This window comes from Acidovorax sp. JMULE5 (assembly GCF_013376875.1).
Lineage (GTDB): Bacteria > Pseudomonadota > Gammaproteobacteria > Burkholderiales > Burkholderiaceae_C > Acidovorax > Acidovorax facilis.
In genome coordinates this window covers 1,538,615-1,557,532 of record NZ_CP035951.1, presented here as the reverse complement: position 1 = coordinate 1,557,532, position 18,918 = coordinate 1,538,615, and the positions used below count along the sequence as shown (strand labels likewise).

18 protein-coding genes and 1 tRNA gene are annotated in these 18,918 nt (G+C 59.8%); 16 read left to right on the top strand and 3 right to left on the bottom strand.

Features of this window, described 5'->3' with window-relative positions; all coding sequences use genetic code 11:
* Positions 1-50 precede the first annotated feature (50 nt).
* Together EXV95_RS07015 and EXV95_RS07010 are read right to left on the bottom strand one after the other, a co-directional pair.
* Positions 51-446 carry a GtrA family protein gene (locus EXV95_RS07015; protein ID WP_176886321.1) on the bottom strand — a complete coding sequence of 132 codons (396 nt, stop codon included), beginning with the start codon at positions 444-446 and terminating at the stop codon, positions 51-53.
* A gap of 106 nt (positions 447-552) precedes the next feature.
* Positions 553-1,506 (bottom strand): glycosyltransferase family 2 protein, encoded by a 954-nt coding sequence (locus tag EXV95_RS07010; RefSeq protein WP_082437676.1) that lies wholly within the window; start codon positions 1,504-1,506, stop codon positions 553-555.
* Between the two features lie 565 nt (positions 1,507-2,071).
* Between EXV95_RS07010 and thrS the strand changes: the two genes are divergently transcribed.
* The 10 genes from thrS to EXV95_RS06960 all read left to right on the top strand — a co-directional run bounded on the left by thrS (position 2,072) and on the right by EXV95_RS06960 (position 10,678).
* Positions 2,072-3,991: a threonine--tRNA ligase gene (gene thrS, locus EXV95_RS07005; protein WP_176886320.1), complete on the top strand. Its 1,920-nt coding sequence runs from the start codon at positions 2,072-2,074 to the stop codon at positions 3,989-3,991.
* A gap of 152 nt (positions 3,992-4,143) precedes the next feature.
* Positions 4,144-4,680 (top strand): translation initiation factor IF-3, encoded by a 537-nt coding sequence (gene infC, locus EXV95_RS07000; RefSeq protein WP_055402685.1) that lies wholly within the window; start codon positions 4,144-4,146, stop codon positions 4,678-4,680.
* Positions 4,681-4,862: 182 nt separating this feature from the next.
* Entirely contained in the window at positions 4,863-5,066 is a 204-nt protein-coding gene (gene rpmI / locus EXV95_RS06995) for a 50S ribosomal protein L35 (RefSeq protein ID WP_055402683.1), read from the top strand.
* A 24-nt stretch (positions 5,067-5,090) separates the two neighbouring features.
* Positions 5,091-5,450, top strand: a complete 360-nt coding sequence (rplT, locus tag EXV95_RS06990) for a 50S ribosomal protein L20 (RefSeq protein ID WP_121420463.1) — start codon at positions 5,091-5,093, stop codon at positions 5,448-5,450.
* Positions 5,451-5,561: 111 nt separating this feature from the next.
* Positions 5,562-6,614: a phenylalanine--tRNA ligase subunit alpha gene (pheS, locus tag EXV95_RS06985; protein ID WP_176886319.1), complete on the top strand. Its 1,053-nt coding sequence runs from the start codon at positions 5,562-5,564 to the stop codon at positions 6,612-6,614.
* 125 nt (positions 6,615-6,739) lie between these two features.
* Positions 6,740-9,187, top strand: coding sequence for a phenylalanine--tRNA ligase subunit beta (pheT, locus tag EXV95_RS06980; RefSeq protein ID WP_176886318.1), 2,448 nt, complete (start codon positions 6,740-6,742; stop codon positions 9,185-9,187).
* A gap of 25 nt (positions 9,188-9,212) precedes the next feature.
* Entirely contained in the window at positions 9,213-9,539 is a 327-nt protein-coding gene (locus EXV95_RS06975; RefSeq protein ID WP_035198379.1) for an integration host factor subunit alpha, read from the top strand.
* A 97-nt stretch (positions 9,540-9,636) separates the two neighbouring features.
* The gene (locus EXV95_RS06970; RefSeq protein ID WP_055402676.1) at positions 9,637-10,077 is read left to right on the top strand and encodes a MerR family transcriptional regulator; all 441 of its coding nucleotides are present in this window, start codon (positions 9,637-9,639) and stop codon (positions 10,075-10,077) included.
* A gap of 30 nt (positions 10,078-10,107) precedes the next feature.
* Positions 10,108-10,184, top strand: a tRNA-Pro gene (locus EXV95_RS06965).
* 194 nt (positions 10,185-10,378) lie between these two features.
* Positions 10,379-10,678, top strand: coding sequence for a single-stranded DNA-binding protein (locus tag EXV95_RS06960; protein WP_055402674.1), 300 nt, complete (start codon positions 10,379-10,381; stop codon positions 10,676-10,678).
* Positions 10,679-10,776: 98 nt separating this feature from the next.
* On the opposite strand, the gene EXV95_RS06955 is transcribed toward EXV95_RS06960, so the two are convergent.
* On the bottom strand, positions 10,777-10,992 hold the full coding sequence (locus EXV95_RS06955) for a hypothetical protein (RefSeq protein WP_255484943.1): 216 nt from the start codon (positions 10,990-10,992) through the stop codon (positions 10,777-10,779).
* 632 nt (positions 10,993-11,624) lie between these two features.
* On the opposite strand from EXV95_RS06955, the gene nirB reads away from it, so the two are divergent.
* The 6 genes from nirB to EXV95_RS06925 all read left to right on the top strand — a co-directional run bounded on the left by nirB (position 11,625) and on the right by EXV95_RS06925 (position 18,896).
* Entirely contained in the window at positions 11,625-14,168 is a 2,544-nt protein-coding gene (gene nirB / locus EXV95_RS06950; protein WP_176886317.1) for a nitrite reductase large subunit NirB, read from the top strand.
* A gap of 12 nt (positions 14,169-14,180) precedes the next feature.
* Positions 14,181-14,546, top strand: coding sequence for a nitrite reductase small subunit NirD (nirD, locus tag EXV95_RS06945; RefSeq protein WP_176886316.1), 366 nt, complete (start codon positions 14,181-14,183; stop codon positions 14,544-14,546).
* Between the two features lie 59 nt (positions 14,547-14,605).
* The gene (locus tag EXV95_RS06940; RefSeq protein WP_176886315.1) at positions 14,606-15,913 is read left to right on the top strand and encodes a nitrate- and nitrite sensing domain-containing protein; all 1,308 of its coding nucleotides are present in this window, start codon (positions 14,606-14,608) and stop codon (positions 15,911-15,913) included.
* Positions 15,914-16,289: 376 nt separating this feature from the next.
* Complete coding sequence (locus EXV95_RS06935) at positions 16,290-17,633, top strand: integrase family protein (protein ID WP_176886314.1); 1,344 nt, start codon at positions 16,290-16,292, stop codon at positions 17,631-17,633.
* Between the two features lie 152 nt (positions 17,634-17,785).
* Positions 17,786-18,040: an AbrB/MazE/SpoVT family DNA-binding domain-containing protein gene (locus EXV95_RS06930; RefSeq protein WP_176886313.1), complete on the top strand. Its 255-nt coding sequence runs from the start codon at positions 17,786-17,788 to the stop codon at positions 18,038-18,040.
* A gap of 25 nt (positions 18,041-18,065) precedes the next feature.
* Positions 18,066-18,896 carry an NYN domain-containing protein gene (locus tag EXV95_RS06925; RefSeq protein WP_176886312.1) on the top strand — a complete coding sequence of 277 codons (831 nt, stop codon included), beginning with the start codon at positions 18,066-18,068 and terminating at the stop codon, positions 18,894-18,896.
* Positions 18,897-18,918 lie beyond the last annotated feature (22 nt).

Below are 18,918 nucleotides of genomic sequence, written 5' to 3'. Positions count from 1 at the left end.
GCCCAAGACCCATGTTGCGCCGGGTGTGATGGGCCGTTGCCAGAGCTTGTTTAGGGCATGTCCGAGGTCTTGTGCGTAAAGGTCCAGGCGTTGTTGAGAAGGAAATTGTTCAGTGCCACGGCGCCCACAGCTACAAACGCCCCCCAGCCGTACCACAGGCCCAGAAAATCCGTGAACAGCTTGATGATGAGGATGTTCAGCCCCAGGCCGATCAGCGACACGATGCAGTACCTGATCAGCGACGCCCAGTAGCTGCCAACGTATCCAAAGGTCCAGATCCTGTTCATTCCGTAGGAGATCAGCAGTGCCAGTACAAATCCTGTGGTGGTGGCAACGACCGGCCCTGTTAAGCCAAGCTCCACCAGCAGGAACAGGGTGGACATGTGCACCACGGCACCGATAACACCCACAACGCCATAGCGAAGCAGTTTGGAAAAGGAGGGCATGAGGGCAGTGGTGAATGTGAAATAGCGGTGCCGTGACCCCCGCGTGGTGGAGAAAGAAGGGTCAGTGCGCCATGGAGCGCTCAGGCGTGCGGCCTGCGTTGCCGAATCAAGGGCTGGCGGGGTTGTCGGGTTGGTTCAGAGGCAGCTTCTGGGAGACGATGTAGCGGGGTCGTTGTTTGACCTCGTCATAGATGCGCGCGAGATACTCCCCGATGATTCCGAGGCCAATCATCAGTGAGCTGCCGATGATCAGCAGCAGCAAGATGACGGTGGTAAAGCCGTTGATCGCCGCTCCCGACAACTTCATGTACACCGTGTGCATCCCCAGCATGACGGAAAATGCGAAGAAGAGCACACCAAAAATTGTGATCAGGTGCAGTGGAAAAGTGCTGAAACTTGTGACGGCAACGGCCGCAAGGCGAATCAGGCCAAAGACAGACCATCCCGAATCTCCAGCGATTCGGGGCTCCACCTCGAAGGGGATCTGCGTAGACCGGAACCCCATCCAGCTGATCATGCCGCGAAAGAAGACGTTGCGTTCTTTCATCGTGCGATACGCCTCGATGACCCGTTGATCAAGCAGTTTGTAGTCGGACGCGCCGTTCAAGTCGTGGCCGGAGAACGCCCGCAAAATAAGATAAAACAGTTTTGCCCGTGCAGCAGAGAGGCTGGATTCGTCGCCCCGGCTGGATTTGACCGCTTCCACGATGTCGAACTCGCCAGTGCGCCAAGTTTCGATCATGGTCGGGAGCAGGGAAGGAGGGTGCTGCATGTCGCCGTCCATGATGATCACCGCCTTGCCTCGTGCCGCCTCCAGGCCCGCCGACACCGCCGCTTCCTTGCCAAAATTGCGACTCAGGCGCAGACCCCGCAATCGGGCCATGGTTTGAGAGATGGCGGTAATTTCATTCCATGTGTTGTCTTTGGACCCATCATCCACCACCACGATTTCCCAGGTGGAGGCTGACACAGCCAGAAATTTCTCGACCTCCCGCAAGGTGAAGCGGATGCCGGCTTCTTCACAATAGACAGGGATGACAACGGAAATCTCAGGGTGCATAAACATTCTCATAAAGCCGATCCTGGCCGAAGATCGGCTACGAGCCAGTGTGGTGGGATGTACCGAAGTGCTGCCTTGGGGTGTGGCTGCGCAATCGGTGCTCGCGGGGTGCTGTTGTTTGACGCCCGTGTTACCGGGGCGCCTGGCTTGGTGACGCCCCAGTGCAGGACTTTCTCACATTTCGGCGCACCAGCTGTAGTTGTCAGATTGACTACCGCCAAAAATCATCGCACAGTTTTGTTCATGGGGCGGGTGTGTTCATCGTTGCTCCAATTGTGTAAGCGAAACGTCTTTGATGATGTGCGCAAGCGCGTTGTCTGGGCAATCGATCCCGAGGCGGGGGTAAAATGCCAAAAATTCCACTTACAAGAGCGAGAAAGGCAATCTGGTTATGACACCGCGAACTACATCGGAGATGTTGACTGGCCGTTAAGGCTGGCTGTTCGCGCCTGCACGAGATTGCACTCCTCATCCAGAAAGCGCGGACCCGTTCCGCGCTTTTTTGTTTCTGGGCCTGGCGCGTGCCCGCATCCATTGCACTGATTGAAAAGAAAGAGTTACTCCCATGATTCACATCACGCTTCCTGATGGCTCGCAGCGCGAATTCCCGGGTCCTGTCACGGTGGCCGAAGTTGCGGCCACTATCGGCACCGGTCTGGCCAAGGCGGCTCTGGCCGGCAAGATTGATGGCAAGGTGGTGGACACCAGTTACCAGATCACGGCCGACAGCCCACTGTCCATCATCACGGCCAAGGATGCCGATGGCCTGGAGGTCATTCGCCACTCCACAGCCCACTTGCTGGCCTATGCCGTCAAGGAGCTGTTCCCGGAAGCCCAGGTGACCATCGGCCCGGTGATCGAGAACGGTTTCTTCTACGATTTCTCGTACAAGCGCCCCTTCACGCCTGAGGACCTGGTGGCCATCGAAAAGCGCATGGCCGAACTCGCCGCCAAGGACGAGCCCGTGGTACGCCGCGTTCTGCCGCGCGACGATGCCGTGGCCTATTTCAAGGGCCTGGGCGAGCACTACAAGGCTGAGATCATTGCGAGCATCCCCAGCAATGAAGACGTGAGCCTGTACCGCGAAGGCAATTTCGAAGACCTATGCCGTGGCCCCCACGTGCCCAGCACGGGCAAGCTGAAGTTCTTCAAGCTCATGAAGGTAGCGGGCGCCTACTGGCGTGGCGACCACCGCAACGAGATGCTGCAGCGTATTTATGGCACGGCCTGGACTTCCAAAGAAGAACTGCAGCAGTACCTCACCATGCTGGAAGAGGCCGAAAAGCGCGACCACCGCAAGCTGGGTCGTGAACTGGACCTGTTCCACATGGATGAGCATTCGCCCGGCACCGTGTTCTGGCACCCCAAGGGCTGGGCTTTGTGGCAGGAGGTGGAACAGTACATGCGCCGCGTCTATCGCAATAACGGCTACCAGGAGGTGAAGGGTCCGCAGATCCTGGACAAGAGCCTGTGGGAGAAAACGGGCCACTGGGACAAGTACCGCGACAACATGTTCACGACCGAGTCGGAAAAGCGCGAGTACGCGCTCAAGCCGATGAACTGCCCCGGCCACATCCTGATCTACAAGCAGGGAATCAAGAGCTACCGCGACCTGCCATTGCGCTACGGCGAGTTCGGTGCCTGCCACCGCAATGAGCCTACGGGCGGCCTGCACGGCATCATGCGCGTGCGCGGCTTCACGCAGGATGATGGGCACATTTTCTGTACGGAAGAGCAGGTGCTGGAAGAGTGTGCTAACTACACGGCGCTGGTGCAGAAGGTCTACAAGGACTTTGGCTTTACCGACATCATCTACAAGGTGGCCACACGGCCCGAGGCACGCATTGGCACGGACGAATCGTGGGACCGCGCGGAGAAGGCGCTGATGGATGGCCTGCGCCATTCGGGTTGCGAGTTCGAGATTGCCGAAGGTGAGGGTGCGTTCTATGGTCCGAAGATCGAGTACACGCTCAAGGACGCGCTGGGCCGTCAATGGCAGTGCGGCACGATGCAGATCGACCCCAACCTTCCCGAGCGTCTGGACGCCGAATACGTGGCCGAAGACGGCAGCCGCAAGCGCCCACTGATGCTGCACCGTGCGACCGTGGGCAGCATGGAGCGGTTCATTGGGATGCTGATCGAACACTATGCGGGGGCATTCCCTGTCTGGCTCGCTCCGGTGCAGGTTGCGGTGCTCAACATCACCGACGCACAGGCCGATTACTGTCGCGAAATTGCCGCAAAGCTGCAAAAAGCACTGCCGAATCAAGACCTTAGGGTGGCGGTCGATCTGCGCAACGAAAAGATTACGTATAAAATACGTGAGCATTCGTTGCAAAAGCTGCCGTACATCCTTGTCGCGGGCGACAAGGAAAAGGCCGCAGGAGCCGTCGCAGTGCGCGGCCGGGGCAATCGTGACCTCGGCGTGATGTCTGTTGAAGCGTTCGCTGAGCTGATCGCCCAAGACATTGCCACCAAAGCCTGATTTTTAGTGAAAACATGCTTCGGCGCCTGCCATGTGTACGGTTGTAGCTACAAAGTTTGTAGTATTTTGATTGAAGGAAGATAGCCATCGCTACTGAATTTCGTGATCGTCGCCACCGTGAAGAGCGCAAGCACCGCCTGAACCGTGAAATCATGGCTCCGGAGGTCCGTCTTTCGGGTCCTGATAACGAGCCTTTGGGTGTTGTCAGTCTGATGGAAGCCCTGCGCATGGCGGGCGAGTTGGATGTGGATCTGGTGGAAATCGCCGCTACGGCGAACCCTCCAGTGTGCCGCCTCATGGACTACGGCAAGTTCAAGTACCAAGAGCAAAAGCGTGCGGCGGAAGCCAAAGCCAAGCAAACGGTCATTGAGATCAAGGAAGTCAAGTTCCGTCCGGGCACGGACGATGGCGACTACAACATCAAGATGCGCAACATCCGCCGTTTTCTGGCGGATGGCGACAAGTGCAAGATCACGCTGCGATTCCGAGGGCGCGAAATCACGCACCAAGAGCTGGGCTTGGCTTTGCTGAACCGGATTCGTGACGAATTGGCAGACAGCATCATCATCGAGCAGTTTCCCAAGCTGGAAGGCCGCCAGATGATCATGATGATTGCCCCGGGCAAGAAAAAGCCTGCTGGTGCCAAGCCAGCAGCAGAGGTTGCTCCGGCAACGGGCACCGCAGCCTGAAGTTGTGCGGGTTGGTGTGAGATTTTGAATGCTGCTCCGTCATCGGGGCAGGGTTCAAAAAGGCAGTGTTTCGGCACTGCTGAGCGAAGGGTGCGAACCCTTCGATAAAAGTGGCTCGGGGCCAACAAGTTTGCAGATCGGTTTGCAAACGCCTCGCGAGCACAAACAAAAGGAGCATTCACATGCCCAAAATGAAGACCAAGAGCAGCGCGAAAAAACGTTTCCGCGTTCGTCCCGGTGGCACCGTCAAGCGCGGTCAAGCCTTCAAACGTCACATCTTGACCAAGAAGACCACCAAGAACAAGCGCCACCTGCGTGGTGCAGTTGCTGTGCATGAGACCAACATGGGCTCGATCGCACAAATGCTGCCCAGTGCTGGCCTTTAATAACGACGAACAAGGAGTACATACATGCCTCGCGTCAAACGTGGTGTAACGGCCCGTGCCCGTCACAAGAAAGTTCTCGCCCTTGCCAAGGGCTTCCGTGGTCGCCGCGGTAATGTCTACCGTATCGCCAAACAGGCGGTAATGAAGGCTGGGCAATATGCCTACCGTGACCGCCGCACCAAGAAGCGCGTGTTCCGCCAGTTGTGGATCGCCCGTATCAACGCCGCTGCCCGTGAACTGGGCCTGACCTACAGCCAGTTCGCCAACGGCCTGAAGAAGGCATCCATCGAGATCGACCGCAAGATGCTGGCCGACCTCGCCGTGCACGACAAGGCTGCCTTTGGCAGCATCGTGAACCAAGTCAAGGCCAAGCTGGCTGCTTGAGATCACGATGAGCGGCTATCGTTCTGATAGCTGCTTGCGCAATAACAGCAAGGGCTAGAGCTTGAAAAGGCGCTAGCCCTTGTTTATTTTTCACGAGCGATAAAGAGTCGTATGAACGAGTTGGATTCCCTGGTCGAGAGCGCGACGCAACTGTTTGCCCAAAGCGCCACCCCCGCTGATCTGGAAAACGCCAAGGCGCAGTTTCTGGGCAAGTCGGGCCGCGTGACCGAGCTGATGAAGGGCATGGCGCAGCTGTCCGTCGAGGAAAAAAAATCCCGTGGCGCAGCCATCAATGTGGCCAAGCAAGCCATTGAAGCCGCACTGACCGCACGCCGCCAGGCTCTGGCCGACGCAGAATTGCAGCTTCAGCTCAAGGCCGAAGCATTGGACGTGAGCCTGCCAGGCCGCCAGCGCGGGCAGGGTGGTCTTCACCCGGTGTCCCTCACGCTCGAACGCATCCAGGGCATCTTTGGCTCCATGGGTTTTGACGTCGCCGAAGGCCCCGAGATCGAAACCGACTGGTTCAACTTTACCGCACTGAATACGCCGGAAGACCACCCTGCGCGGTCCATGCATGACACGTTTTATGTCGAGGGCGGCACTGCCACTGCCCCCAACCTGCTGCGCACGCACACCAGCCCCATGCAGATCCGCCACGCGGTGCAGCATGTCAAAAAGCACCGTGCCGCGCTGGATGCCGGCCAAGCGATGCCCGAGATCCGCGTCATTGCGCCGGGCCGCACCTACCGGGTGGACAGTGACGCCACGCACTCGCCCATGTTCCACCAGTGCGAAGGCCTGTGGGTTGGCGAAAACGTGAGTTTCAAGGATCTGAAGGTCATCTTCACGGATTTTTGCCGCACGTTCTTCGAGAGTGAAGACCTCGTGCTGCGCTTCCGTCCCAGCTTCTTCCCCTTCACGGAGCCCAGCGCCGAGATCGACATCCAGTTCCAGACGGGCCCATTGGCCGGACGTTGGCTGGAGGTGGCAGGCTCGGGCCAGGTGCACCCCAACGTGGTGCGCAACATGGGCCTCGACCCCGAAAAGTACATCGGCTTTGCCTTTGGCATGGGACCGGACCGCCTGACCATGTTGCGCTATGGCGTGAACGACCTGCGCCTGTTCTTCGACGGCGACATTCGTTTCCTGTCGCAGTTCCAATAAAGCAAAAAAGTGAGCTGCTAGCGCTTGATTTCAATGGGTTTCATCGCCTTTTGATATTGAAATAAAGAACAGACAAGCGCAAGCAGCTATTTTTTTCAGAGCAAACGCCAAAGAATCTCTTCACTATGCAATTCCCTGAGTCCTGGTTGCGCGAATTTTGCAACCCACCGCTGACCACCCAAGAACTGGCCGACACGCTGACCATGGCGGGTCTGGAAGTTGAAGAATTGCGGCCCGTGGCGCCGCCTTTCACGAAAATTGTGGTCGGCGAAATCAAGGAAGCCGTTCAGCACCCGGACGCCGACCGCTTGCGCGTGTGCCAAGTGGACGTGGGGCAGGGGGCCTTGCTGAATATCGTGTGTGGTGCTCCCAACGCCCGTGTGGGCATCAAGGTGCCTTGTGCGCTGGTGGGGGCCGAACTGCCGCCGGGTGATGACGGCAAGCCGTTCCTCATCAAGGTGGGCAAGCTGCGCGGTGTGGAAAGCCAGGGCATGTTGTGCTCGGCGCGCGAACTCAAACTGTCCGAGGACCATGGCGGTTTGCTCGAACTCGATGCTTCTGCGCCGGTGGGCCAGGACATCCGTGAACACTTGAACTTGGATGACACGCTGTTCACCCTCAAGCTCACGCCCAACCTGGCGCATTGCCTTAGCGTCTATGGGATTGCGCGCGAAGTGTCTGCACTGACCGGCGTGCCGCTGCAGCAACCCTCGTTCCCCGTCGTTGCTGCCAAGCTTGCCGACCGGTTGTCGGTCAAGGTGAGCGCTCCTGACCTGTGCGGCCGCTTCTCCGGCCGCATCGTGCGCAACGTGAACACGCGGGCTGCCACGCCCCAATGGATGCTTGATCGCCTGGCCCGTTGCGGCCAGCGTGGTGTGTCGCCGTTGGTGGATATCTCCAACTACGTGATGTTTGAGCTGGGGCGCCCATCTCACATTTTTGATCTGGACAAGATCCACGGCGGCCTGGATGTGCGCTGGGGCAAGCCCGGTGAACAGCTCAAGCTGCTCAACGGCAACACCATCACCGTGGACGACAAGGTGGGTGTGATCGCCGACGACAGCCAAGTCGAGTCGCTGGCCGGCATCATGGGCGGCGACGCCACGGCAGTTTCCGACGATACCCAGCACATTTACATCGAGGCCGCCTTCTGGTGGCCCAAGGCGGTGGCAGGGCGCTCGCGCCGCTTCAACTTCTCGACCGACGCAGGCCATCGCTTTGAGCGGGGTGTGGACCCGAGCCTGACGGTAGAGCACATCGAGCGCATCACACAGCTTGTGATTGATATCTGCGGTACGCCTGACACGGTATGTGGCCCCATGGATGATCAGTCGGTGAATCTGCCGGTACCCCGGCCGGTCGCACTGCGTGTCGCACGTGCGGCCAAGGTCATCGGTATGCCCCTCACCCAGGCACAATGCGATGATGCATTGCAGCGCCTGGGGCTGCCCGTGGTGCAGGACGAGGGTACGCTCACCGTCACGCCACCATCGTTCCGTTTCGATATCACGATCGAGGAAGACCTGATCGAAGAAGTGGCCCGCATGGTGGGCTACAACAACCTCCCCACCACCCCACCGCTGGCGCCCATTACGCCCAAGTTGCCGGCAGAGGCCACGCGCAGCCCGTTTGCGGTGCGCCGTTCATTGGCAGGCCTGGGGTACCAGGAGACGATCAACTTCAGTTTTGTGGAAGAGCGTTGGGAGCACGAACTGGCCGCCAACACGCAACCCATCAAGCTGCTGAATCCCATTGCAAGCCAGATGAGCGTGATGCGCTCTACCTTGCTGGGTTCTCTGCTGCAAGTTTTGAAGTTCAATCTGGACCGCAAAGCGCAGCGTGTGCGCGTGTTCGAGCTGGGCCGCGTGTTCCTGCGCGACGCGAGTGTGCGCAACACGGACACCACCGTGGAAGGCTTTCATCAGCCTATGCGAGTGTCAGGCTTGGCGTATGGCACGAACGACACCTTGCAATGGGGCCGCAAGGAGCAGGCTATCGATTTCTTTGACGTGAAGGGCGATGTGGAGGCGCTCCTGGCGCCTGTGCAGGCCATGTTTGAGCCTGCGACCCATCCTGCCATGCACCCCGGCCGGTGTGCGCGCGTGCTGGTGAATGGGCGTGCCATAGGTTTTGTGGGCGAGTTGCACCCTCAGTGGCGCCAGTCGTGGGATTTGCCACAGGCGCCTGTGATGTTCGAGCTGGAGCTCGACGCCGTGCTGCAACGCGTAGTGCCCCAGTTCAAGTCAGTGGCCAAGCACCAGGCTGTTGAGCGTGATCTGGCCGTAGTGGTGGCCGAGCGCGTGACGCACGCCGACATCATGGGTGCGGTGGAGCAGGCCGTTCCTGATGGCATGCTGCGGTCTGCCGTGCTGTTTGACGTGTACCGACCCAAGGCACTGCGTGCCGGTGAAGAGACCCCCGCAGGTGGCCTGGCTCCCGGCGAGAAGAGCCTGGCAGTGCGTCTCACTCTGGGGCGTGACGAGGCCACGCTCACAGAGGCCGAGATCGAGGCGGCGGTGCAAGCCGTGGTCGCACAGCTGACGCAGCGTGCGGGCGCACGGCTACGGATGTGACGATGTCCAAAGGGAGTGATAAACCATGATCGAATTCGCAGTCGAAAGCCTGGAGACCCCAGCGCTGACCAAGGCGCAGCTGGCCGATCTGCTGTTCGACCAAATCGGCCTGAACAAGCGCGAGTCCAAGGACATGATCGATGCGTTCTTTGACCTGATCTCCCAGAGCCTTGTGGAGGGCAAGGATGTCAAGTTGTCGGGCTTCGGCAACTTTCAGATTCGGACCAAGGCTCCACGACCTGGTCGTAATCCGCGCACGGGCGAGGCCATTCCGATCAAAGCACGCCGGGTAGTGACGTTTCATGCCAGCAGCAAGCTCAAGGAGCAGATCCAGACGGCCGCTGCCTCGTGAATTTGTGCGCTTTTTGTGACCAGAATGTTGCCGATGGCTGGCGGTCTGTGCGCGTCTGCAGTACGCTAGTCGGCTGTTCGGTTTGATTCCACAACCCATGGGCACCCCGCTTCCTTCCATCCCTGCCAAGCGCTACTTCACGATTGGTGAGGTCGCGGAGTTGTGTGGCGTCAAGCCCCATGTGTTGCGCTATTGGGAGCAGGAGTTCACGCAGTTGCGTCCCATGAAGCGGCGCGGCAATCGGCGCTACTACCAGCACCATGAGGTGTTGATGATCCGCCGCATCCGCGACCTGCTGTACGACCAGGGGTTCACGATCAGTGGTGCACGCAATCGTCTTCAGGAGCTTGCGCATCCGGCCCGCGATGATTCCGGAACCGACGCTGCATTGAATGGTGATGGCCTGGATTCTCAGATGCCCAGCATGCTGGTGGATAGCGCGCGTGACCTTTCCATCGAGGCGATGGGGTTCACCCTGGACTCCAATGCGGTGCGCAAAGAATTATTTGAGATTCGTGCGCTGCTTTCTCTGAACTGAGGTTTTTTGTGCATATAATCTAAGTCTTGTCGGCGTGTAGCGCAGCCTGGTAGCGCACTTGCATGGGGTGCAAGGGGTCGCGAGTTCGAATCCCGCCACGCCGACCATTGATAGCAAAAGCCCAGAACCGAAAGGTTCTGGGCTTTTTTGCTTGAGAGGGCGCTCAGAGGTATCCCTGAATGATTTGTGCCATGCCTCCTGACCGCTGCGCTCTTAGGGCTTGTTGTGCGGATTGGCCGCCAGGGAGCGCACAGTGTGCTGATCGAAAACAGGTGATGGCCCGCCGGGGCGGAGGACTTTCATGATCGACGGACTTGTGGCCGGAAGGCTTTATGGTGACTCCGAGCAGCGGACCGACAAGGCTGGAAAGCCTTTCACTGTGGCCAAGGTGCGTGCAAACACGGCGGATGGCGAGTTGCTTTTTGTGAATGTGATTGCGTTTGAGGCGGGTGTTTGCGCTGCCATTCATCACCTGCGCGATGGGGATTCACTCGCGCTTTCGGGCAGCATCACACCGAGAGTCTGGACGGACAAGCAGGGCAACACCCGGCCTGCATTGGACATGGTGGCGCACCGTCTGCTTGCGCTCCACGGAGATTGAAACAGGACGCTGCTGAGTGGCGGACCTGAAGCGGGGCAACGGTGTATCCCTGTGGGTTTGGGCAACCGGCTTCAGGCGCTTGTGGGGCACCGCAGATATCAAGTCGGGCTTTGTGGCGTGGATGTGGTTTTTATAAATCCCAGCGCTTTGAGTTCTTCTTCGTCCAGATGCAGCTCCGTCAATTCCGGTTGCCGTGCCTCCACGGCACGCCTGCGTTCGTAGTTGCTGGGAGGGCCTTTTTCTGTTTGTCGGCGGTCCTGCCCGTTGCGTCTGTCGGTGTTGACTCTCCGGTCGGTGTTCATACTGGTGCTCATGCTGGTGGGGTCATGGGTATTGATGGGGGCTGGGGCTGTCGGTGCTTCATGAATGTGATGCTCGGTGGTTGCCAGTCGCCTCCGTCCTGCCGTGCCAGTCTGCCGGAGCTCGCTTTGTTTGGAAATGAAAAGATGACCGCAAGGCAAGGTGGGTTGCAAGGGTGACACTGCAGATGCTTTGGTGAATCGGAAGATTCCAAAGTGTCCACCGCCCAAGCCTTTGCCAAAGCCTGGCGACTCCAGTCCTTGCAGCTCGCTACCGGTATGGGTGATTGCCCTGATTTGGTGAGGTGCTGCACTGCATTGATGCATTCCGCCACCGGGCGGTACTCCAGAGAACGATCCGGTCAGCCCTACCTGGTCCGCCCACAGGGGCTTGGCATGGCCTCGGATGGTGCGGCATGAATATTGCGATCCCCTTCCGTGTCTGCTGGTGAAGCTGCCTGCGGACTGATCGATACCCTCCGCTAATGATGGCGGAACACCCGAGCGAGTTGCGGCTTTTTTTGCAGTCGCCCGCTTGGTAGTTCCAACCCACGCCCGTGGTTCCGCGGAGGGTGTGCTGTGCCGCTGGCATGGCACATCCTGCACCCCTCGAAACGGTTCCCCGGGTTCTTGCAGGATGAGCAAGCATGAAAATCGTTCTCATTGGCCACGGCATGGTCGGCCACAAGTTCCTCGAAAGTCTGGCCGAAACCGGCATGACTGGTGTCGAGGTCACCGTGCTGTGCGAGGAGCCGCGCCCTGCCTACGACCGGGTGCACCTGTCGGCCTTCTTCAGTGGCACCTCGGCCGACGAACTTTCTTTGGTCGAACCCGGCTTCTTCGAGCGCACCGGCTTCACGTTGCGCTTGGCTGCGCGCGCTGCATCGGTGGACCGTCGCATCCGCACCGTGACCACGGCGGATGGCGAAGTGCTCACCTACGACAAGCTGGTGTTGGCCACCGGCTCCAATCCCTTCGTGCCCCAGGTGTCCGGACGCGACCGCGATCACTGCTTTGTCTACCGCACCATAGAGGACCTGGAGGCCATGCAGGCCTCGGGTGCCAAATCGAAGACCGGCGTGGTCGTGGGCGGGGGGCTGCTGGGCCTGGAATGCGCGAAGGCGCTGCGCGACATGGGCCTCGAAACCCATGTGGTCGAGTTCGCTCCCAGGCTCATGGCTGTTCAGGTGGATGAGGGCGGTGGCCGCGTGCTGCGCGCCAAGATCGAAGAACTGGGCGTGCAGGTGCACACCGGCCGCAATACGCAGGAGATCACCGATGGCGCCCGCGCACGCCACCGCATGGTGTTTGCTGACGGCACCTGGCTGGAGACCGACATGATCGTGTTCTCCGCTGGCATCCGCCCACGTGACGAACTGGCGCGCCAGAGCCTGCTGGCCATTGGCCCGCGCGGCGGCGTGGCCATTGACAGTGCCTGCCGTACCAGCGACCACGATGTCTACGCCATCGGCGAATGCGCCTCGTGGAACGAACAGACCTTCGGCTTGGTCGCGCCCGGCTACGACATGGCGCGTGTGGCCGCCCGCCACATCGCGGGTGAGACCGACGCGGCTTTCGTCGGTGCGGACATGAGCACCAAGCTCAAGCTCATGGGCGTGGACGTAGCCAGCATTGGCGACGCGCATGGGAAAACGCCGCACAGCCGCACCTGCCAGTACGTGGACGAGCGTCGCCAGGTCTACAAAAAGATCGTCATCAGCGAGGATGGCAAGCAGCTGCTGGGCGCCGTGCTGATCGGCGATGCCTCCGAATACGGCACGTTGCTGCAGATGGCCCTGAACGGCATCACGCTGCCCGATGACCCCGAGTTCCTGATCTTTCCGTCCAGCGACGGCAAGGCCAAGCCCGGACTGGGTGTGGAGGCGTTGCCTGACACGGCGCAGATATGCTCGTGCAACAACGTCACCAAGGGTGGCATCTGCGAGGCCGTGGGCAATGGGGCGTGCACCATTGCCGAGATGAAGGCCTGCACCAAGGCTGGTGCCACCTGCGGCGGCTGCGTGCCCCTGGTCACCCAGGTCATGAAGGCGGAAATGGCGCGCCGTGGCATGGCCGTGAACAACCACATCTGCGAGCACTTCGCTTACTCGCGCCAGGAGATCTACCACCTGGTGCGTGTGGGCCAGATCAAGAGCTTCGAGGACCTGCTGGCAAAGCATGGCAAGGGCATGGGCTGCGATATCTGCAAGCCCGTGGCGGCCAGTGTGTTCGCCTCGTGCTGGAACGAGTTTGTGCTCAAGAAGGAGCTGGCCAGCCTGCAGGACAGCAACGACTACTTCCTGGGCAACATCCAGAAGGACGGCACCTACTCGGTGGTGCCGCGCATGCCCGGTGGCGAAGTCACACCCGACGGCCTGATCGCCGTGGGCCAGGTGGCCAAGAAATATGGGCTGTACACCAAGGTCACGGGCGGTGCGCGCGTGGACATGTTTGGTGCGCGGGTGGAGCAGTTGCCGTTGATTTGGGAAGAGCTGATCGCCGCTGGTTTTGAATCCGGCCACGCCTACGGCAAGTCGCTGCGCACCGTGAAGAGCTGTGTGGGCTCCACGTGGTGCCGCTACGGAGTGCAGGACAGCGTGGGCTTGGCCGTGGAACTGGAGAACCGTTACAAGGGCCTGCGTGCCCCGCACAAGATCAAGTTCGGTGTGTCGGGCTGTACGCGCGAATGCGCCGAGGCGCAGGGCAAGGACATTGGCATCATTGCCACCGAAAAGGGATGGAACCTCTACATCTGCGGCAACGGTGGCATGAAGCCACGCCACGCCGAGCTGTTTGCCTCCGACCTGACGAAGGAGGAACTGGTGCGCATGATCGACCGCGTGCTGATGTTCTACGTGCGCACGGCAGACCGGTTGCAGCGCACAAGCATCTGGCGCGAAAACCTCGAAGGGGGCCTCGACTACCTCAAGGACGTGCTGCAAAAAGACAGCCTGGGCCTGTGCGCCGAGCTTGAATCGCAGATGCAAAACGTGGTGAATACCTACCAGTGCGAGTGGAAGGCGGCCGTGACCGACCCCGAGACGCGCAAGCGCTTCCGCTCGTTCGTGAACAGCGACCAAGCCGATGAGAACGTGCTCTTCGTCGAAGAGCGCGGCCAGATCCGCCCAGCGCGCGCCGATGAGCGTGGCCCTGCGTCGGCCAGAGTGATCCCCATCCGCCAGGCGGCCTGAAAGGAATAGACCATGAGTGCACTCCCCCTGAACAGCACCGATTCCCTCGATTGGACCGACATCTGTGCGGTGGATGACATCCTCCCCAACACAGGCGTCTGCGCCCTGGTCGCCGATCTCCACGTGGCGGTTTTTCGCACTGGCAGCGACCAGTTCTTCGCCATTGACAACGTGGATCCCAAGTCGGGCGCCAGCGTGCTGTCGCGCGGGCTGATCGGCAGCCTGAGTGGCCGCGTGGTGGTGGCTTCACCGCTGTACAAGAACCACTTTGACCTGCAGACCGGCGAATGCCTGGAAATGCCGGAGCATTCGGTTCGCACCTACAGCGTGCGTGCCGTACGTGGTCGTGTCAGCGTGGCCGGCGCGCCGGCAGCCTGACACAATCGCATCCACGTCGCGGCACTCCGGCTGCGCTCTACACAACCCAGGAAACCTGCATGCCCGACCTCGCGGCGCCCTTGTCCGTATCGAACCTTGTCCTGCGTTCCAAGCAACTGGAGATTGATGCTGTGCGCCATCTGGCCAGTCGGGCTGAACTGGTGGATGTGATCGGGCAACTGATCCAGGGCCTGCAGCGCGAGCGGGGCGCGTCAGGGGCCTTCCTGGCCTCCAAGGCACAGCGTTTTGCCGACATGCGCCTGCGGGTCGTCGAAGAGGTGGGCCCCTTGGAGGCCCGGCTGCGTGAAGTGTTTGCTCAGCACATCGAGCCTGCACAGGGCGCCACTGCCAAGGCGCTGTCGCTGATGGCATGGGCGCTGCTCGGGATGGAGTCGTTGCCAGCGCTGCGCACCCAGATCGAGCGCCAGGCGATGACGGCCAACGATTCTGTTGCCGCGTACAGCCACCTCATTGCAGGGCTGATCGAGCTGGTTTTCCATGTGGCCGATGCGGCGGGTTTGCCCAGCGTGTCTCGCCTGCTGGTGGCGTTGCTGCACCTCGTGCAAGCGGAGGAAGAGGCGGGCCAGGAGCGGGCCTTGGGGGCCTTGCTGTATGCCTCCGGCCGCAGCAACGAGGCGCACCAGCAGCGTGTGATTCACCTCATCGATGCGCAGGAGCGTAGCCTGCGTGTCTTCGCCGAGTTTGCCGAGCCAGAACTGCGCGTGCGATGGGAGCAACAACAGCTATCTCCCGCTGTGGCCAAGTTGGAGCGCTTGCGCCGAACGCTGTGTGTGGCCCGGCCAGACGCTGCGCTGGACGGCGATCTCAGTGACATCTGGTTCGACGTTTGTTCCGAGCGCATCAATGCGCTGTGGCACCTCCAAGTCGATCTCGTCAAACGCTTGCGGGCGGACTGCGAGGCGCGCATCCTCGAAGCGCAGCAAGATCTTCAGGACTCCAAAGGCCTGCTGCGCGGACTGCGCGACAACCCACCGCAGCGTACGCATGCTGTAGATCGTTTTTTTGACATGGCACTGGCGCCTACTGCGGTGCCAGCACCGCCGGGTGGCGCCCAGGTGGGTGAGCCCGCATCCCTCGTGGAGCTGCTGCAGACCCAGACGGCCCGCATGGCCAGCATGGAGGCAGAGCTGGATGCTGCGCGCCGCACACTCAACGAGCGCAAGGTCATAGAGCGCGCAAAGGGGGTGCTGATGGCCCGGCTTGGCATGAACGAGGAGGTCGCCTTCAGGGTGTTGCAAAAAACCTCGATGGACCAGAATCGCCGCCTGCTGGAGGTGGCCGAGGCCACGTTGTCGCTGCCGGACCTCGCATTCGCGCAACAGGGGCAGAGGGATCCCAAGCCCTGACCTTGGCTGGGCGCAGGATGGTCGCGAGCCCTGCCTGGTCTTGTCGGTGGCGTTGCTGGCCTGTGTCACAACGTTTGCGTCACGATGGAGTGCAACAAGGATTTGCGCAGCAATCTTATGCAAAAAGCCCCTGACTCTTGCGAATCAGGGGCTTTCATTTTGGTGCCGGAGAGATGAATCGAACACCCGACCTTCTCATTACGAATGATGTGATCGAAGTGTTGATGTGTGTTCGCTGATGTTGTGTTATCCATATAAATCAATATCTTACGTGGGTGGGAAGCAGTGTGTGCTTGGCGCAGCGTTGATCAGAATGCATCAAAATTCACCGTTCGAGTCTGTAAAATGTCTGTAAATTATTTCGGACGACGACCCCATGGCACGACCCAGCAAAAACGCGCTCATCGACTTCAGCGCCCCCCAGGACCTGACCCACGGCCTACTTGAGCGTGCGGCGTGCCCACAAGGCAAGAAGTTTGTTCTAGTCAAGGACGCGGAAAAGAAAGGGCTGCGCCTCAGAGTAACAGCTGCTGGGGGAAAGCACTGGCAATTTGAGACCAGGGTCAAGGGCAGACTATTCACACGCGCTCTTGGTGAGTGGCCCACCATATCGATAGCTGATGCCCGTGCGGAAGCGCACCGTCTTCGTGGGCTCACCGAGCAAGGGGTCGATCCCAGGATTGGTGAAGCCGAGGACGCAGCCCTGCGAGCAAAAGCCCTCCAGAACGAAACGGCGCAGGCTGTGGCTCGGTCGATATTGGTGGGCGATGTCTGGCCGCTTTACTTGACGCAGGGCAAGCCCAAACGCAAAGAAGGGTGGAAGCCTCGGTACCTTGACGATCTTCATGCAATGGTGGCTCCCGGTGGAGTGAAGAAGAAGCGCGGCCCTGGCTTGACCAAGCCGGGGCCTTTGCACCCGCTCATGGGCCTCCCCCTAGCATCTATTGATGAAGATGTGCTCCAGGTTTGGTACGAGCAAGAGGCGCTACGAGGGCGTCACCAGGCAGCCCGAGCTTTGATGATGTTCCGGGGCTTCGTTCGTTGGTGCTCAGCACGCCCTGACTTCCGCCGGCTTGTGAATCGTGATGCAGGTCGGTCAGCTGCAATACTGGAAAACCTCCCTCCAGTTACGCGTCGTACGGATGTGCTCGGTGCCGCGCAGGTGGCACCATGGTGGTCTGCGGTGGAACAGCTGCCCAACCGAACAGCGGCTAGATACCTCCAGGCACTGCTGTTGTCGGGCGTGCGCAAGGAGGCGGTCGCCGCACTCAAGTGGGCAGATGTGGATTTCCGCTGGCAAAAGGTCACTTTCGCAGACAAGGTTGGCAAGCCAAAGACCCTCCCGCTGACGCCATATTTGGCCAAACTACTGAGCGCTCTGCCAAAAGTTAACGAATACATCTTCGCAAGCACCGGAAAGCGTGGGCATATCGTGGATGCAAGAGCAAGCCTTGCAAAAGCTCTGAAGACTGCTGAGATTAGCCACCTTACGCCCCATGGCCTGCGGAGAGCGTATAAGCAGCGTGGACGCAGCGTCGCCCCCCACGGGGCCGTTGATCAGATGCAGTTGCACCAACCTTCAGGGACGGCGGATGGCTATGCCATCTTGCCGCTCGACGATTTGAGGCCGTTCGCTGTGACCATCGAAACCCATATTCTCAAGCTCGCGGGTGTAGAGGTTGCCGGTCCAGTATCGGGAGGCCCGCCGCTCATAGGGTGATCGAGATGACGTTTGCGCAGCAATGTGATCCGGGCCGCGGGACGTGGCTGTTGTGGTCGGCGCGACGATGAACTCCGACTGAATAGTTCTAGCTCGAACACTAATGCTGTGCGCTGTATATTGGCCACGGGCAACCCTTAATGGAGCTTCACTTGCATATCACCAACTTGCGCAAGATTGGCGATTCAGTCATGTTGACGATCCCGCCAGCGTTTCTCGACCAACTGAAGTTGGTCGCAGGCGCGAGCGTGGAGGTCACCATCGACCATGGCCATCTAATCATCAAACCCCACGCCCCTCGCTACACGCTGGAGGAACTTATCGCTGCTACCGATCCTGCAGCATTGGCGGCCGACAAGGAGGACATCTGGATGACCGGTGGGCCCGTAGGGAAAGAGTTGCTTTGAACTCTGGTGAACGGTTCAATTTTTCATGAGCACCCCACAGACTGGCCCTGAAGCCCGCGTAGCGGTGCTTGTTGATTGCGACAACACGTCGCCAGAGATCCTCGAATATGCCCTTCGTGTGGTCGCCCAGTTTGGTAGGGTGGTGCTACGCCGCGGATATGGCAACCACACAACCCTGGCGAACAAATGGCAGGAGGCTCTGGTCCGTCTTGCCTTCACGCCGTGCCTGCAATACCAATACGCAGCTGGGAAAAACACATCGGACATCGCCCTAGCACTCGATGCCATGGAAGCTATGTTCGATCAGAGAGCCGACACGTACTGCCTGGTCACGAGCGACTCAGATTTTGCTTACCTTTGCCGAAAGTTGCGTGAGCGCGGCGCGACCGTTTGCATTGTCGGCGAACCGAAGACTCCTGACGCGCTGCGTAATGCCAGCGATCAGTTCTTCGAGTGGACACGATCGGAACCGCCGACGCTACAAGGTGCGGATCAAACTGTTCCAGAAGCCATTGAGGTTTCGTCTAGTGGTAGCCAGCTATCTAAAGCAGAACAGCCTAAGGCCGCCGTGAAACGTAGGCCGCGTTTTGTTGTGGAAGCTGTAACTCTTTTGGCCAGCGACACGTCGGATGGCAAAGTACACCTCGTCCCCCTGGGACAATACCTCAAACGGATGGACCCAGCGTTTTCTCCAAAGATCTACGGCCACTCAGGCTTGGTGGACATGCTGCGCACCTACGACTTGCTGGCTGTCCAGCAAGAAGTGGGTGGGCATTGGACTGTGCGCTTGGCCTCTTTGCCTGCGCTTGATACTGTCGCAGCGTTATCTATTGGCACCGAGGGACGATCCTCCTGATCCCTCAAAATCTCGGAACTGA